1 protein-coding gene is annotated in these 17,534 nt (G+C 70.0%); it reads left to right on the forward strand.

The genetic code is table 11. From position 1 onward, the window contains the following. The first annotated feature begins 15 nt into the window (after positions 1-15). Complete coding sequence (locus tag JKJ07_RS02805; RefSeq protein ID WP_202989560.1) at positions 16-17,499, forward strand: aldo/keto reductase; 17,484 nt, start codon at positions 16-18, stop codon at positions 17,497-17,499. Positions 17,500-17,534: the final 35 nt, after the last annotated feature.

A 17,534-nucleotide genomic window follows, 5' to 3' on the forward strand; every position in this document is an offset into this window, starting at 1 on the left:
ATCTGGGACGAGGAGATGGAGTTCGCCGGCGAGCCCACGCTGCCCGTCCACGACACCGCGCCCACCCCGGGCAAGGTTCCCGGCGGTCTGACGCTGCTCGATCCCCGGGACAACGCGGCTCAGGAGGCGGCGGCCAAGGTCCCCCCGCGGCAGGACCAATACCTGGTCTTCGCGCACGGCACCCCCGACGGCGTCGTTGTGGACGGCAAGTTGGTGACGGCGCCGCAGTTGGCCTCGCTCGTGCACAACGATCCGGATTCCAAGGGCAAGCGGATCGTGCTGGTCTCGTGTGACACCGGGCGCGATCCGGACGGCTTCCCCGCCGACCTGGCCCGCGAGGTCGACAATCTGCGCCGGGACGATCCGGGCTACAACGGGGACACATCGGTCACCGCGCCAAGTGACACCGCGTTCGTCACGCCTTCGGGCAAGGTCATCACGGCTGCCGTGACGGTCGGGGATCAGCATGCGGTTCCGGGGCAGTGGACGACCGTCTCGGCCAAGGGCATCGACACCGCGCCCGAGACGGAGACAGCCGACGACCTCGAGCTGGCCGTGGCGTTCCCGTCCCAGGTGCCACCCTTCGCGGGCGCGGGGCGGATAACCACCAATTACGCCGTACGGGCGGGGAAGGGTCCCCCGTTCACGCGCACCATCCCCGAGCCCGAGATAGTCGATCGCGGGCCGGATGTGGTGCCCAGGTTCGTCGTGCGGCGGCCCACGATCGCCGATCAGCATCCGCCGATTCGGGTGTCGCCGGACGGCACGATCGCGATCAACGCGGAGCCGGACGGGCGGAAGAACGAGTTCTACACGACGCCGGAGCGGCTCGACGGGCTCAACCAGCAGCTGCGCGCGGCCAACAGTGCCGTCACGCTGACCGCCACGCCCGAGAACACCGTCACGGTCGGCGGCGAGACGCTCGTGATGGTGCAGCCGAGGTTCGACCGGGCCATGCCGTCGGTGTGCCGGGACTTCGCGGCCAACGTGCTGGGCGGCGATCCGAGCCATGTGGTGCTGCGACCCGACGGGCAGAAGGCGCGCGCCATCCCGGTGGTTGCCAACGACGGCATGGAAGTCACCGGTGTCTTCCACCTGGCCGAGGCGCTGGCCGGCGACAAGAGCCCGCAGACGACCGGTCAGGCCCGTGACGTCATGGCCCAGGACCAGCGCAATCACGGCCGGATGGACGGCGCCCCGCGTCCCGGTCGCGATTACGGTCTGGCCGTCAATCAGAAGCCGGGCACGGTCGACGCGTCGAAGGCGATCGGGGTCAACCAGTTCGCCCGGGCGCGGGTCGGCGAGGGCTATCTGACCCAGTCGATCAGCGACCGGGGCCCGGGACGGGATGCCGCGTTCGACATCGATCATTCGCGCACCGGTACGCCGGAAACGCGCAAGGGAGCGTACGGGTATCACTTCGCCGGTGTGGTGGCCGAGAGCGCCGACACTCAGATGCACGTCACGCTGGAGAACTCGCGGCCCAACTCCAAGGTCGAGGACCTGGCGACCGAGGCTCTGCGCCGCAACGTCGAGCAGTTCGTGGCCGATCCGAGCAAGACGGACGACCGTTATCGCGCGGAGTTCGAGAAGCTGGCGCCGAAACTGAGCGATCCGGACGCCTTCGCGCAGTCGGCGACGATCGCGCGGCTGCAGCTGCTCAACGACTCGCCCGAGGTCATCAACAACGAGAACCTGTGGCACTTCCGGGCCTGGGGCAGCACTCCCGAGCAGTCGCACTTCGCCGCGCAGCAGCAGTCGCCGTCGTTCGTCAACCCGATGACGCTCGTCGTGGTCGGGGGCCACGCCGCCCGTACGGCTTCGGTCGACTTCGCGCCCGGCGAGCAGAACGTCGACCCGGAAACGCCGGCGATGCGCTCGTTCGTGCAGACCGCGGCCAAGGTGGCGGCGTGGCGGGACGCGCAGGGGCTGGGTCCGCCGGCGATCAGCGTGGAGTCCGGCGCGAACGGCCGCGGCCTGGTCCGCCTCCTGCCTGACTCGATGCCGAACACGCACGCGACCGAAATGGCCCAGCAGCGCGCCGATTCGGTCCGCGCCGCGCTCAAGCACCAGCTCGACCAGCAGGGCGGCCCGGCCAAAGACATCCCCATCCAAACCGGCACCCGCGGCCGCCGACCAGCCCCCGGCGCGGGCCCGAAAGAACACCGCCGCCGCCGTACGCTCGTCGACCTCGACATGTCCCCGTCCGGCTCCCGAAGCACCGAAACGCGCAACACCGCCCACCGAGACGGTGAAACGCGCAATTTCGGCCAACGGGATACCGAAACGCGCAACTCCGGCCAACGAGAGCCCGAAACGCGCAACTCCGACCAGCAGGATGCTGAAACGCGCAGCATCGACCAACGGGACACCGGAACGCGCAGCATCGACCAACGAGACGGCGGAACGCGCAACTCCGGCCAGCGGGACGCGGGAACGCGCAACTTCAGCCAGCAGGACGGCGGAACGCGCAGCTTCGACCAACAGGACACCGACACGCGCAACACCGGCCAGCAGGATGCTGAAACGCGCAACATCGGTCAACGAGGCGGCGAGCTGCGCAGCGACGCTCACTCAGAGGTTCATGCGAGGGGCACGGAATCGGCGGACGGCGGGGACGGGCGGCGAGCGAGGACGATCGACGGGCCTTGGGCGGCGTTCGGGGCGGACGGGCGTACGGGTTCGGAGATCCGCTCGGCGCTGGACAACGGGTTCCGACGGTTCGATCTGGCCGACAGCTACCGCAACACCGACACAGTGGCCGACGTGCTCAGCGGGCCCGGCGCGCCGCCCCGGGACGGCCTGGAGATCGTCTACAAGTTCGACGTACGGGAAAACGAATCTGCCGATCAGCTCACCGAGCGGCTGACGAGCGTGGCCGACCAGTTCGGTGGGCGCCTCGACAGTGTGCTCGTGCACAACATCGACGGTGGCAGCCGCGACGCGACGCGGCGGGCCTGGGATGTGCTCGCGAACCTGCAGTCGGACGGCCGGATCGATCGGATCGGGCTTGGCAACGTGCGCGACGAACATGTCGATCAGCTGAACGAACTGAACGAACGCTCACCTGTAGGCATTCTGGAGAACTCGCTCGACAGCCTGTTGCGCGACACCGGCGTGCAGGACTTCGTGGCGAGCCGGCGCGGCGACTCCTCGCCGGAGGTGTACTACTACGGCGTACGGCGTCTGGCCTCTTCGATGGGTCTGGACGGGCCGGCCGATCTGCGCGGACTGGCCAGCGCGGTGTCGACCTTCTACGGCGACGCACCCACCCGCATGATCGTCAGCAGCGGCGATCCGGGGCGTCAGGCGGCCGCCCGCGACGACTTCGCCCTGGCCCCGGAGCATCCCGATCACGACGGGGTCGACCAGTTCGACGCGCAGGTGAAAGTGTTCAACTGGCGACAACGGCCGACGTTCGCCACGACCAACGGCCCCGATGTCGAGCTCGACCCGCCGCTGCGACAGTGGCTCAACGACGCGGTGACCGACTCGGCGAACGTGCGCGCGAAGATCACCGCGGACGCAAACGCGCAGAATCGCGCAGTCGACGCAGACTTCATCGCCCACTGGCTGACCGATCGCGGCGTCATCGCCGATCCGGACACCCTGGACGACGTACGCATCCCCGAGCGCTACGGCCTGCGCAGTCAGCACGTGGACCGGCCGCTCGGCAGTGTGCTGCGCGACCTGCTGGGCAACACGAGCTGTGACTGGAAGGCCGCGATCGAGCTGACCCAGCTCACGCTGACCCCGGTCGACGACTGGAACAACCTCTACCCGCACTTCGGCGAGATCGTCACCACGCAGGCCGGCACGGGCAGCGACATCGCCTCGGACGCGGGTTCGCGCACGTCGAGCTGGGCCACCAACGAGGTGCCGGCCGAGGTGCACGATGTTCCGCCGGCGCCGCGGGACGTTCCGGCCGGCATCACGCTGCTCGACGACTCCGAGACGCTGAACAACGAGGCGGCCCGGAGTTTCGCGCCGCGCGACGGGCAGTTCCTGGTCTTCGCCCACGGCACGCCGAAGGGCCTGGTCGTGGGGGGCAAGCTGGTCACCGCCCCGCAGCTGGCCCGGATGCTGCAGGACCATCCGGGCGCCCAAGGCAAGCAGATCGTGCTCGTCTCGTGCGACACCGGCAGCGACCCGAACGGCTTCCCGGCCGAGCTGGCCCGGCAGGACGGCATCTCGTCGGTGACGGCCCCCGACCGTACGGCGTTCGTCACCCCGTCGGGCCGGGTGCTCACGACCGACGCCACCACGTTCGGGCCGGACGGGCGGCCCCGGCCCGACCTGACCAGCCCGGGCCACTGGAACACGTTCACGGGCACGACCGCCGAGCCCGCCGAGTCCGGCCCCGACCTGCCGACAGCCGAAACCGTCCGCGAACTGGTCAGCCGGATCGCCGATGTCGAAAGCCGCACCCCCGATCCGGCCGGCGCAACGACCACCGATCCCCCAGGTCCGGCCGCTGATCCACCGGACGCGCGGAACGACTTTGAGCAGGCCGTCGACTTCGGGCCGAAGAAGGTCACCAAGAAGGAGCTGCTCGAGCAGATCGACGGGGCCGCCAAGCAGTTCACCAAGTCGTACGGGGGTGGGCAGTCGGGCCGTGCGGTCGATCAGTTCCGGCTGCGGTTCTCGCGCGACAAACGAGCGGAACGCGCCGCGCAAACGCTCAGTCACCTGAGCTTCCAGTTGCACGACACCTTCCGTGCGCTGCGCGACGCCAGCCCCAACCGGTCGAGCCTGCCCAAGGACCTCGAGGTCCAGGGCATGCTGATCAACAACCGCCTGGTGTTCGCGACGAACTTCAACGCCACCGTCGACCTGCTCGATGGTGTTCGTATTCCGCGCGGTGACGGTCCGCCGTTGCAGCGGCTGCTCAGCATCGATCAGAGCGACGATCGCCGGCGCGCGCATCTGGCGCAGCAGGATGCCGACGAATACGTGGGCCGGATGGACCGCAGCCGCACCAAGCTGAACGCGGCGTTCGACGGGGCCCGGGACAGCGCGACCGCGCGGGCCATGCGCGCCAACCAGTCCATCCGGATCGCGGACGCCGCCCCGGCGAGCGCGACCGAACGCGCGAACCTGCGCGATCTGCTCACCGACCCGCGCCACGAGGGCTCGGCGATCATGCTGCGGCTGGACGACGCGGGCGACGGTTCGGTGCACGCCGAGCAGAAGCTGATGCTCGCCGTGCACAGCGCCGGCCTCGACCCCGACGACATCCACGGCACCCACCTGGTGATGGGCAAATATCGCCCCTGCCTGGGCTGTTGGGCCGCCCTCAATGCGTACGCGTCCGAGGGTTTCCCGGTCAACTTCAACGACAACCACGGCAACTACTACACCGAGTCTGTTCGTTCGATCATCGACTACCTGCCGCGGCTGGCCGGCTCGGTCGCGCAGAACGTCCGGGGTGCGGCCGATCGTTTGATGAGCGTTTCGGCGCTGTCCCGGCAGTCGCCGCCCGCGGACGCGGTGGACAACAACGGACGGGAAACGGTCATCCCCGCGCACGACGCGCCCAACCGGGGTTACGTCACGCCGTCCGACAGCGAGACCGAATACTTCGACAAGCAACGCCGGTACGTCACCACGAAGCGGAACCTGGACTTCGCGACCAGCAGCCGCACCCGTACGTTGGGGGTGGGCCGGGAGAAGCCGTTCGCGCCGCGCGCCGCCCAGCGCGTGCTCACCGACGCCGAGCGGGCCGACCTGGCCGCGGCATGGAAAACGCGCAACTCCGCGCAAGCCACCGCACTGTTCAAGCACCATGCGGCGCGCGGGGTGAGCAACCAGGAGATGTCGGAGGCGTCCGGGGCCAGCGCGGGGCACGTGGGGCGGCTGGTCAACGACAAGGACGGTCACGAGAAGCGCGACGGGCGCGAGAAAGTGCATCGCCGGGTGCAATCGCGCAGTGGGCGGTCCGAGGCGGGTTCGTCGACGAGCAAGTTCACCAAGCGGCCCGACCTCGACAAGGCCGGCGAAAAGGCGATCCGCGACGCCATGGACGGCACGAAGTTCAAGAGCGCGTGGAAAGAAATCGAGAAGCAGCTGCTTTTCAAGGGCACGTTGCGGGCCGGGCAGCTGCCGGAAACGCTCAACCAGGAGCTCGCCGGGCTGCGGCATCGGCACAACATGCAGAGCATCGCGGATTACCTGCATATCCCGCGCAAGAGCCTGCAACAACACCTGGACAAGCGGTACGGGTCGGTCAACGAGGCCGCTACGAAAACGGCGGCGACAACGAGGCAGCCGAGCCCGATCGACGAGGAGATGCCGGACGCGCCGCCGTTCTCCTCGCCCGCCTTTGGCTACAGCGACGGGCCGCCGTCCTCCTCGCCCGCGTTTGGCTACAGCGACGCACCGCCGTCCCGGATGCCTGGGGTCAATTACAGCGACATTCCCCGTACGACCGGGCCGGCTCGCATGGACGGCGTCAGCTACAGCGACATTCCCCGTACGGTCGCGACGAGCAGCAACGCGCCGATTCGGTACACCGCGCAGCCGGTGACGGCCATGCCGGATGCGCCAGCCAACGCTCGGCCCATTTACGTCGACGAGGACGGCGACACGATCTTCGAGAACGACCGGGGTACGCAGTTCTATCTGAACCGTAATACCGGTCGCTGGCAGTATTTCGACGACGGCGACAACGAGTGGCACGACTATCGGCCCGACGACCCGTACGGGAAAGGAAAGAACACCCGCTGGGCGGCGACCGATGTCACCGGCACGCACGACACCGCGCCGCCGATCACCGAGGTGCCTGCCGGGCTGGCGATGCTCGACCCCGACCAGAACGAGAACTGGCAGGCCGCGCGCAACTATCGGCCGCGGCCGGACGAATATCTCGTGTTCGCGCACGGCACTCCGGACGGCGTCGTCTTCCAGAACAAGCTCGTCACGCCCGAGCAATTGGCCGAGCGGATCACCGCCGATCCGCGCTCGCACGGCAAGCAGATCGTGCTGATCAGCTGTGACACGGCGGCGAGCGATTACGACGTACGGCTGGCCCAACAGCCCGGGATCACCGCGGTCACCGCGCCGACGCAGACGGCCTGGGTGACGCCGAACGGGCGGGTTCTCAGCGCGTCACCCGACCTGCGGCAACCCGGGAATTGGCGGCACACGAGCGGCCACCCGCCTGTTTCGCACATGCTGCCCGGTCAGGACCTGCCCGCCGAGAAGGAAGGTGCGGTCGCTTTCGGCAAGACCAAGAAGGACCTGCTGGCCGAGGTCGACGGCATCGCCAAGAGCTTCACCAAGTCGTACGGGGGTGGGCAGTTCGGCCGGGCGGTCGACGAGTTCCGGCTGCGGTTCGCGCGCGACAAACGCGCAGAACGCGCCGCGCAAACGCTCAGTCACCTCAGCTTCAAACTGCACGACACGTTCCGCGCGTTGCGCGATGCCAGCCCGAATCGGGAGGCCCTGCCCAAGGACCTCGAGGTGCAGGGCATGCTCGTCAACGACCGTCTGGTGTTCGCGACGAACTTCAACGCGACGGTCGACCTGCTCAATGGTGCTCGTATTCCGTCCGGCGACGGCCCGCCGCTGCAACGGCTGCTCAGCATCGAGCAGAGTGACGCACGCCGCCGTGCTCACCTCACGACGCAGGACGCAGACGAATACGTGGGGCGGATGCGGCGCAGCGGGGAGAAGCTCGACGCCGCGTTCGACGGCGCACGCGACAGCGCCACTGCGCGGGCGATGCGCGCCAATGAGCGTTTGCGCATCGTCGACGCCGCGCCGAGCACCGCGGAGGGCAGGCAGCAGCTGCGCGATCTGCTGACCAATCCCGCGCATCGGGGCACGACCATCGTGCTGCGGCACGCGGACAGCGGCGCGGATTCGGTGCACGCCGAACAGAAGTTGATGCTCGCCGTGCACAGCGCGGGGCTCGATCCGGATGACATCCGCGGCACACATGTGGTGATGGGCAAATACCGCCCGTGCCTGGGTTGCTGGGCGGCGCTGAACGCGTACCGGTCCGAGGGTTTCCCGGTCAACTTCAACGACAACTACGGGAATTACTACACCGAATCCTTACGGTCGTTGGTCTCCTTCATGCCGCACCTGGCCGGCTCGGTCGCCGCGCAATTGCGGAGCGCCGCGAACCAATTGATGAGTGTGTCGGCGTTGTCGCGGCAGGCGCCACCCGCGGACGCGTATCAGAACAACGGCCCGGAGAAGGTCATCCCGGTGCACGATGCGCCGAACCGGGGGTACGTCACGCCCTCGGACTCGGAGACCGAATGGGTCGAGAAGCGTCGTGCGTATGTGACCACGAAACGCAACCTCGACCTGGCCACCGGCAGTCGCGTTCGTACGCTCGGGGTCGGTTCCGACAAGCCGTTCGCGCCGCGGGCGGCCCAGCGGGTGCTGACCGAGGGCGAGCGGGGTGACCTGGCGGCCGCGTGGAAGATGCGCGACACCGCGCGGGCGACGGCGCTTTTCAAGCATCATGCGGCGCGCGGGGTGAGCAATCAGGAGATGTCCGAGGCGTCCGGGGCCAGCGCCGGGCACGTGGGGCGGCTCGTCAACGACAAGGACGGCCACGAGAAGCGCGACGGGCGCGAGAAAGTGCATCGCCGGGTGCAATCGCGCAGTGGGCGGTCCGAGGCGGGGTCGACGACGAGCAAGTTCACCAAACGGCCTGACCTCGACACGGACGGCCAGGAAGCACTGCGCGACGCGATGCGCGGTAGCGACTTCTACAGCGATTGGAAGAAGCTCGAAAAGGGCGCGAAGGGCAACCTCCAGGCCCGGCACATTCCGTCGGACCTGAATCGGGCGCTCAATCAGGCGCGGCAGCGATACAACATTCAGAGCATCGCGGACTACGTGCATGTGGCGCGCAAGAGCCTGCAGCAGCATTTGGACAAGAAGTACGGCTCGGTCAACGAGGCGGCCGTGAAGCGCGAGCCGAGCCCCATCGACGAGGAAATGCCCGACGCGCCACCCACCGACTCTCGCTGGGCTGATCCTCGCGAGGCCGAATTTCGCTGGGCCGATCCTCGCGAAGCCGAGTCTCGCTGGGCCGAGTCTCGCTGGGCCGAGTCGAGCCGGGCCGAGTCGAGTCGGGCCGAGTCGAGCCGGATGGCGGCAAATCGCTTCCCGAACGTCAACTACAGCACCGCGCCTATCCGCTACACCGCTCAGCCCGTCACGACTCAGGCGCCGCCGGCCAACGCGCATCCTCTTTACACCGACGAGCACGGCAACACGATTTACGTGAACGACCGGGGCACGCAGTTCTATCTGAACCGTACGACGGGCCGGTGGCAGTATTACGACGAGTCGGATCAGCAGTGGCACGACTATCGGCCCGGCGACCCGTACGGCAAGGGCAAGGGCACGCACTGGGCGGCCACCGATGTTCACGGCACGCACGAAACGCCACCCCCGCCCGTACGGGTGCCTGCCGGTCTGGCCCTGCTCGACGACTCCGAGACCGCGAACTGGCAGATCGCCCGCGACCACCAGCCCCGCCCCGGCGAGTTCCTCGTGTTCGCGCACGGCACGCCCGACGGCATCGTCTTCCAGAACAAAATCGTCACACCCGAGCAGTTGGCCGCGCGCATCAACGAGGATCCACGCTCACACGGCCGGCGGATTGTGCTCGTTTCGTGCGACACGGCCGCCAACGACTACGACGTGCGGCTCGCCCAGCAGCCCGGCATCGCCTCGGTCACCGCCCCCACGCTGACCGCCTGGACCACGCCGTCCGGCCGCATCCTCTCGGCCTCCCCCAACCTGCAGCAGGCCGGCAGCTGGCGGCACACGAGCGGTCATCCGCCGGTCTCGCGCACTCTGCCCGACTACGAGCTGCCCACCTCAGCGCACATCTTCGCGCAATCGGACCCGGCCGCGGACAATGCCGTCGCGTTCGGGCCGGGCACACGCACCATGAACGACGTCTTGTTCGACGCCAAGGTGCGCTATGTCGACGAAGCGCGCATCTTCGAGCAACGGCTGGGCAACTATCTGGCCGATCGCGCGGACCTGAACGCCGAAGTGGGCAAGGTGCTCGACAAGGCCTGGCAGGAGTTGCCCCGGCGGTTCAGGCCGCTGGTCGGCGAGCGCGACCCGCACCTGATCGGCTCGGTCGGCGGTGATCATGCGTACGCGCGGAACTTGGAGGTTGTTCGCGAGGGCACGCTGCGCGAACGGATGACGCTGCTGTGGTCGATCGCGCGCAACGAGGCCCTCGCGGACAAGCTCGGCCCGATCGACCGGCACCCGACGATCGCCGCCGAGCGCGACTTCCGCCGCCAGTATCCGGCCGACAGGGACGGCATCGAGGATCACATTCGGACAGATCAAACCCCCGCTTCCGTACGTCCCCCGCTCAGCTCGCGCGAGCTCGCACATGCCGTGGACGACCAGGGCCGGCTCCGGTGGCGGGCCGCCGACAAGCAGATGCACGTCGCGCTCACGGCGCCCCTGCACCACGACGCGGAACAAACCGGCGGTCTGGTACGCACCGGAACGTCCGGTTCGACCTACCTCGTGCTCTCCCTGGCCGACCGCATGCGTACGCAGTGGGGCCTGGACGTTGATCTCCCGGCCCTGCAACTCGCCTTGATCGCCTACCTGGTGCCGAACGAGGTGCACAGCGTCCACGAGGTGATGGCGGCCGGCCAGCTGGTCGACCCGTCGCTCACCTACGACGACAGCTGGACGCGCTACCGCTCACTCCCGGGCCTGACCGAGGACGAACTACGCACAAACGTGGCCGTCGAGGGCCAGTTCCCGGACGAACGCGCATACGAGGAGCTGCTCGCCCAGCCGAACCGCCCGCAAACCACGTGGTCCGAGCTGCTGGCCAAGCTGGACTCCTTGGACGACTTCTTCAACGACGTCGAGGACGCCCAGCCCGACTCCGACGAGCCCACCCACGCCTCACATATCGTGTCCGATCCCGGCGCCATTGATGGCGGCGCAGACACGCTGCACAGCATGGGCGATCTGGGCGGATTCGATCGTGCCGCGGACACGCAGCACAGCATGGGTGATCACGGTGGCTTAGTCACTGCCGCAGACTCGCAGCACAGCATGGGCGATCACGGTGGCTTAGTCACTGCCGCAGACTCGCAGCACAGGTCGGATGATCTCGGCGGTCTGGATGGCTCAGCCGACGTTCCGACCACCGATGCCGATCTAGCGACCAGGCTCGACGAACTCGACAGCTTCTTCGACGACACGCCGACGACGATGGCCGACCTGGTCGCGAAGCTGGACAGCCTGGACGACTTCTTCTTCGGCGAGGAGGACGCGGCCGAGACCGCCCTGAAGACCCAGGCGGAGATCGACGCTGAGTTCGCCGCGCAACTGAACGACGTGACCACGGCGAACGATTCGCTCACCAACGCGCTCCCTGCGACGCCACCGGCTCGGCAACACCCGATCGCCCTGTTCGCCGCGCTCGGCCGCACCGAGGACGCCATGGACCAAGCCGCGGACAACGTCTCCGCGGCCCGCGACTTGGTCATCGCGGCCGAGCGACGCCACGAGGACACCGGCGGCCGCGTCGACCCGCGTCTGCGCGCGGAAGCGGTCGCCCAGCTCAACGCCGCCCTGACCAACCAACGAGCGGCTCGCAACACCAACACGACAACCCTGAACGCCCTGCACACCGCCTTCGGCGAGCCACTCCCCCCGCCTCGACCCGCGCAGGGACGAGGCCTCGGCGCCCCGACCGTCACCCAGCCACAGCGCAACGCCGCTCAGCCCACGCCCACAACCGCGCAACCCACGCCCACAACCGCGCAACCCACGCTCACAGACGCGCAGTCTGACATCACAAGCGCGCAACCCGAGCACCCGACGCCCATCATCGCGCAGTCCACACTTGCAGACGCGCAGTCCGGCTCCGAGAGCGCGCAACATACGCTCACAAACGCGCAGTCTGAGTCTGCGGCTTTGTCACCTACGTCCACGAACACGCAGCCCACGTCGGCAAGCGCGCAACCTGAGTCCGCCAACGGGCAACTAGCGGACACCGACGCTCGGGCTGAGTTGGCGGGCGTGCAGCATGCGACGACAAGCGCGCAATCTGGGTCCGCAAGTGTGCAACCTGTGGACACGGACGTGCGGGCTGGGGCGACTGGCGCGCAACCCGCGTCCTCAGATGTGCGAACTGGGTTCGACGGCGGGCGAGGGGCGCGGACGGCGGTGAGCGGGCCTCGGCGGGGGGCCGGTCCGAGGCGAGCGGCTGGTCCGGGGCGGGCGGATAGTTCGTGGCGGGGACTTGACGTGCTGGCGACCGTTGCCGAGGACGTTGAGGCGGAGAGTGCGGCTGAGGCTGAGCCCGTCAAAACGCCGGCCAGTGTGCGGCGGGATCTGCCGGGCTACCTGCGGGAGAGCCGAAGCCTGGGCCTGGCCAAGCAGCTAGGGCGCACCGAGAACGTAGACCTGCGAACCCCGCTCGGCGAGGCCGGCGTTGACAACACCACGGTGGAGCGGATTCAGCGGCTGGCCGAGGGTGGGGTGGCGCCGTTCCTCGGGGAGGGGCGGCCGTTTGCGGTGACCGTCGGTAACAGGCCGGCCGAGCTCGTCGTGCGGGCGGTCTTTGACTGGTATGGCATGACTGTGGGCGACAAAGCGGCCAAGCCCAACAAGGCCGAAACCAAAACCACGGCCAAGGACAGCCGTACGGCCACGGTCAAGCATGACGGGCAGGTGGAGGGGCGGGTGGCCTTCGCGGCGCTGCCGCCCCTGGTGGCTGACATCGCGGGGCAGGTGCCGGCGGGTGCGACCGAGACCAGGACGGCGGCGCACGAGAACGAGTTCACGCAGAAGAGCACGGTCGACGTCGACAACGGGCTCGACACCAAGGTGCCGGTGCGGTTCGTGTTGACGTTGCGGGATGCGCGGGGGCAGATCGGGCAGCGGGTGGCCCAGGCCGATGCGACCGTGCGCGTGCCCAAGGGGCTGACCGAGCCGGTCGGGCCCGCGGCGCCGGTCACGACGTTGCCGGCGCTGTTCGGGGTGGAGAGCGCGACCGGGCGGCCGGCGGGGCACCGGGACTTCTTCGAGCAGGTCGCCGCCCTGTTGCCGGGTGAGGTGACGGCGGTCGGAGCGCCGGGGCGGGAGACGCTCAAGCAGTTCCTCGACGACGCGACGATCGCGGCCAAGCTGCCCACGATGGTGGCGGCCGACGGCGACGCGCATCCGGAGGCGGGCTGGGTCACGTCCGATCCGTTGCTGCACGCGCCGCGGCACGGGCGCAATCGGCTGCACAAGGCGCGCGACGGGGTGGTGCAGATGCGGCTGGTGCCCCGTTACGCGCGGGTGACCGACTCCGTGGCCGAGGCAACGCACACCGACACGCAGACCCGCTCGGGCGAGGACAAAAACACCAACACCGCCGCCCGTACGGTCGGGTTGACGGGCGGCGTGGGGGCGGGCACCGAGGCGGGCGCGGTCCGGTTCGCGGTCGGGCCGCGCGTGGGGTTCAGCCGCACGGTCGAGCACGGTCAGGAACACACGGTGGCCACCTCGTCGACGGAGACGAGCACGGTCACCGGGCCCGCCGGGCGCTATCAGGTGGTCTACGACCTCGAAGTGCGCACGATCGGCCAACCGGCGACCCGGCTCAACGGCACGGTCGAGGGCTTCCAGTGGGCCCGGCAGGACCGGATCGACCGTACGGGGATGTCCACCGAGACCCGGAACTGGCGCGGCAACCACGGCCCCGACCGCAAGCTGTTCGCCCCGGCGCACGTCGAGCAGGGCAGGTCGTTCGGCGGGACGATCGTCGACGACTTCACCACCGGCGACCGGCTGTACGAGGCGGTGTCGCGGGCGCTGCGCACGGTGCCGGGCCGCCACGATTACCACGTGTTGTCCAACGCCTTCGTGGGCCAGTTCGACGATCCGGCCCTCACCGACGGGCTGACCGCGGGCGTGCAGGCCGTGATCGCGCGGGACACCAAGGCCCGTAACGCGCTCTCCGACCGGCAGCTGGCCATGCTGCTCGACCGCATCGTCGGGCCGGGCCTGGAGGTGCCGCTGGTCAAGAACGGTCACCTGCACGACTACCACACGGTGGTCAAGGTGACCGGCGAGGTCGGCGCGCTGTCCGACGGCGGCGTGGTGACCAGCGGCGCGTTCGGCACCGGGAGCAAACTCAAGACCAAGACGGGCACCCAGGCCGGCCGCAGCCGTACGGACAAGGCCGAGGTGAGCGTCGAGGGCCGGCTCTACGGCGCGCTCAGCAGCCTGTTCGGCACCCTCACGTTCGGGCCGAAGATCACCCGCACCGGTACGGAGGCGCACACGCTCGGCGTCACGCAGAGCGGCTCGCACACCCACGACCACGGCGGCACGCTCGACGAGGACGGCTCGATCGCCGATCAGCGGATGGTCGAGTTCCTGGCCCCGCTCACGCTGAGTACCACGAGCACGTCGTACCGCAGGCTGAACACGAGCGGACGGCGGCTCACGCTGGGCCGCCCGGGCCGCGACGTTCCCCGTACGGTCGAGCCGGCCGCCCTGCCCGCGCAGAGCCACCGCGTCGACGTGCGCCTGCTCGTGCCCGAACACCGGGTCAGCAAGACGCCGCCCCCGCCCGCACCCGCTTCGGCGCCCCCGGTGAGCACCCCGATCGAGCAGCCCGGCCCGGTCAGTCAGCTGCCCGGCGGCTACTCCCGCGATCTCGACGGCAACCGGGTCGAGGCCTTCACGGCGGCCGCCGACCTGCAGGCCGCGGTCAAGGAGGCGCTGGTCACCGCGTCGGGCGATCCGATCTTCGGCTTCCCGGACGGGGTGTTGTCGTCAGCGATCGCCGACACGTTCTCGCCCGAGAACCTGCGCGGCGATCCGCACGTGTTCAGCCGGCCGATCGTGCTCGACGGCCTCGTCCACCCGCGCCGGGTCGCCGACGTGCACGGCCGGGCCGGCGTACGGCTGCGCCCCTCGAACCCCCAGGTGCTCGACGGGGAGGAGTACGAGCAGGCCAAGCAGAGTCTGGCCGGCGGTGTGGTCGGCAAACAGAGCCGGGGCCATCAGTGGGAGGCCTCGGCGTCGACGACCGGGAGCGCGTCGATCGCGAAATCCGCAGGTGGCCTGCTGATGGCCCAGTTCCAGCCGTTCGCCCGGCGCTGGGGCAAGGCCCGCGGCCAGGAGCTGACCGGCAATTCGCGGCTGCGGCTGACCGGACGGCCGGAACACCGCGTTCCCGTACGCCTCGACGTGACGGCCGAAGTGGTCGCGGAGACCCGCCGACGGGGCAACATCGACCGCTTCGACGTGTTCTCCGACGACAGCGTGCACCGCACCGGCAGTCAGGTGCGGCTGCCGGGCTCGGTAGTCATGTGGATGACCGAGGCGCAGGTTCACCGCATGCGCGAGGCCGACCTGGACCGCGCGCACGTCGACCGCGACGTCGCCCTCGGCCGGGAACAGCTGGCCGAGGCGAATCGGTTGCTGCGCGACCAGCGGGACGCGCTCGCCACGCTCGCCCGTCGGCAAGTGATGGAGCGGGCCGCCGACCCCGACCTGCTGCGGATGCACCGGAGGGCGTACCGGGAACTGCGGTTGACTCAGGGCCGGGACCGGCTCGACCTGCGCACCCGGCACGCGGCCGCGATCGACGCGCTGACCGAGGGCAAGCGGCGCGAGCTGCTCGACCTGGCCGCGCAGCGACCGGCGGAAAGGGCCGACGCAGCCACCGGAACGCTGCCGCCGCCGCCCCGGTCGCTCGGCCTGGGCGGGGTGAGCACACCGATCGACTTGACCGACCGCATCCCGCACCTACGCCGCCGCCTGTCCGAGGCCTTGGGCGAGCAGGCCGCCGAACGCCTGCTGCCCACCTCACCGCTGCGCACGCCGCACGACAACGCGCGCACAGTGCACGACTTCCTGGCCGACCTCGACCGCCACCTGCCCGGCGCGCTCAACGGCGGCCGCAGCCAGCCGTTGCGTCTCGAGGACAAACTCAGCGGCCACACGTACTACCTCACCGCGCAGGCCCGCTTCCCGACCGAGCCGCGGTTCGCCGGCATCGAGCACGTCGAGCAGCTCGGCACGGCGGGCAAGGTGGTGCTGACCACGACGGACACGCGGACCTCGCAGCGTACGGCGTTCGGCGTCACCGGCGCGGCCCGGCTCATGGGGCTGTTCCGCGGCGCCGATCCGGCCGGCCCCGGGCACGGCCCGGCCACCGGCACGCTGGCCGCCGGGCTGCGCGCCACCGCCAACCTGTTCGGCCGCGACAGCAAACGCGTCGAAACGGCCAAGGTCACGCACAAACGCGCAGCCTCGACAAAAGGCCCGGTGGCGACCTGGGACGGCGATGTCGAGATCGACCTGACGATCAGCCGGGGCGAGAGCTTCGACGACACCGGCCGGGGCAACGGGACCGGCCGGGGCGGCGAGACCGGCGGCGTGGTGGTGGCCCGCGACCTGCAGGTGCGACCCGTACGGCTGCACACGCTGGCCGGTGACACGCTGCCCGAGCCGGTGCCCGGCGACGACCGGCTGGGCCTCGCCGACCCGCCCGGCGCGCTCCCCCGCGCCCAGCGCACCCCGGCCGCCCGGCAGGCCTGGCGCGACGCCCCCGGTCATCCGACCCTGCCCGAGGCCGGCCGGTTCGGCGTCGAGCACGTGCTGGCCGACCTGGGCGACCTGCGGGCGGCCGCGGCCGGGGCGATCACCGACTCGGGCGGCGCGGTCGACGCCTCGACGATCGCCGCGCTGCGTGACGGGCTCAGCGTCGACAACCTGCGGACCGCGCTGCCGGCCATGCTCGGCGGCACGTTCCGGGTCCCCCTGCCTGGCGGCGGCGACCGTACGTTGCACGTGGACGCCCGGCTCGTCCCGCGGCCGCGGCTGGCCGGCGTGGACGCCCGGGTCGAGCTGTCCGGCAGCCGCACGCATGACGACGAGACCAAGCGCGAACAGACGACCGGCACCACGTACGGGGTTGGGGCTGTGCTGCCCGCGGCGGCCGGCGGCGTGGCCCACCCGTCGGGCGACCGGCCGAACTTCGGGGCCATGTCCGGCTCGTCGCAGCGTGAGCAGGCGATGTTCGACTCGGCGGCCGCGCAGCAGCTCAAGACCGAGGTGACCACCGGCAAGACGTCGGCTCAACAGCAAACCAGCGCCGAGGTCGCCGCCGACTCGAGCAAGCTGACCCAGACCCTCTCGTACGGGTTGGAACTGCGCTTTGTGGTGACCTCGGAGCCGACCCGCCGGGCGCCGGCCGGGCACCACTCCGGGGGCACCGAGCTGCGGGTGCACGACGCCGTGATCATCCGCCGGGCCGGCGACGACGTGCCGCCGCGGCTGAAGGAGACCGCGGAGCAGGTGGCCGAGGCGTCGAAGGCGTGGACCAAAGCCGTGGCGGCCCGCGACGGCCTGCGTGCGCAGGGTGCCGACCTGACCTCGGCCGACACCGCCGTGGCCGGGGCCGAGCGCGCGTGGTGGACGGCGATCGAGGCCCACCGGCGGGCGTTTGCGGGAGAGAGCGCGGGGGTTTGAGGGCAATCCGGGTCGCCGGGCGTCGATCATGCGGG

This window comes from Paractinoplanes lichenicola (assembly GCF_016785085.1).
In the GTDB taxonomy this organism is placed as follows: domain Bacteria; phylum Actinomycetota; class Actinomycetes; order Mycobacteriales; family Micromonosporaceae; genus Actinoplanes; species Actinoplanes lichenicola.

What these genes read in the sequence shown, in the direction of transcription:
- JKJ07_RS02805 (WP_202989560.1), top strand. Translation starts at nt 16, where the DNA reads ATGGAGTTCGCCGGCGAGCCCACGCTGCCCGTCCACGACACCGCGCCC.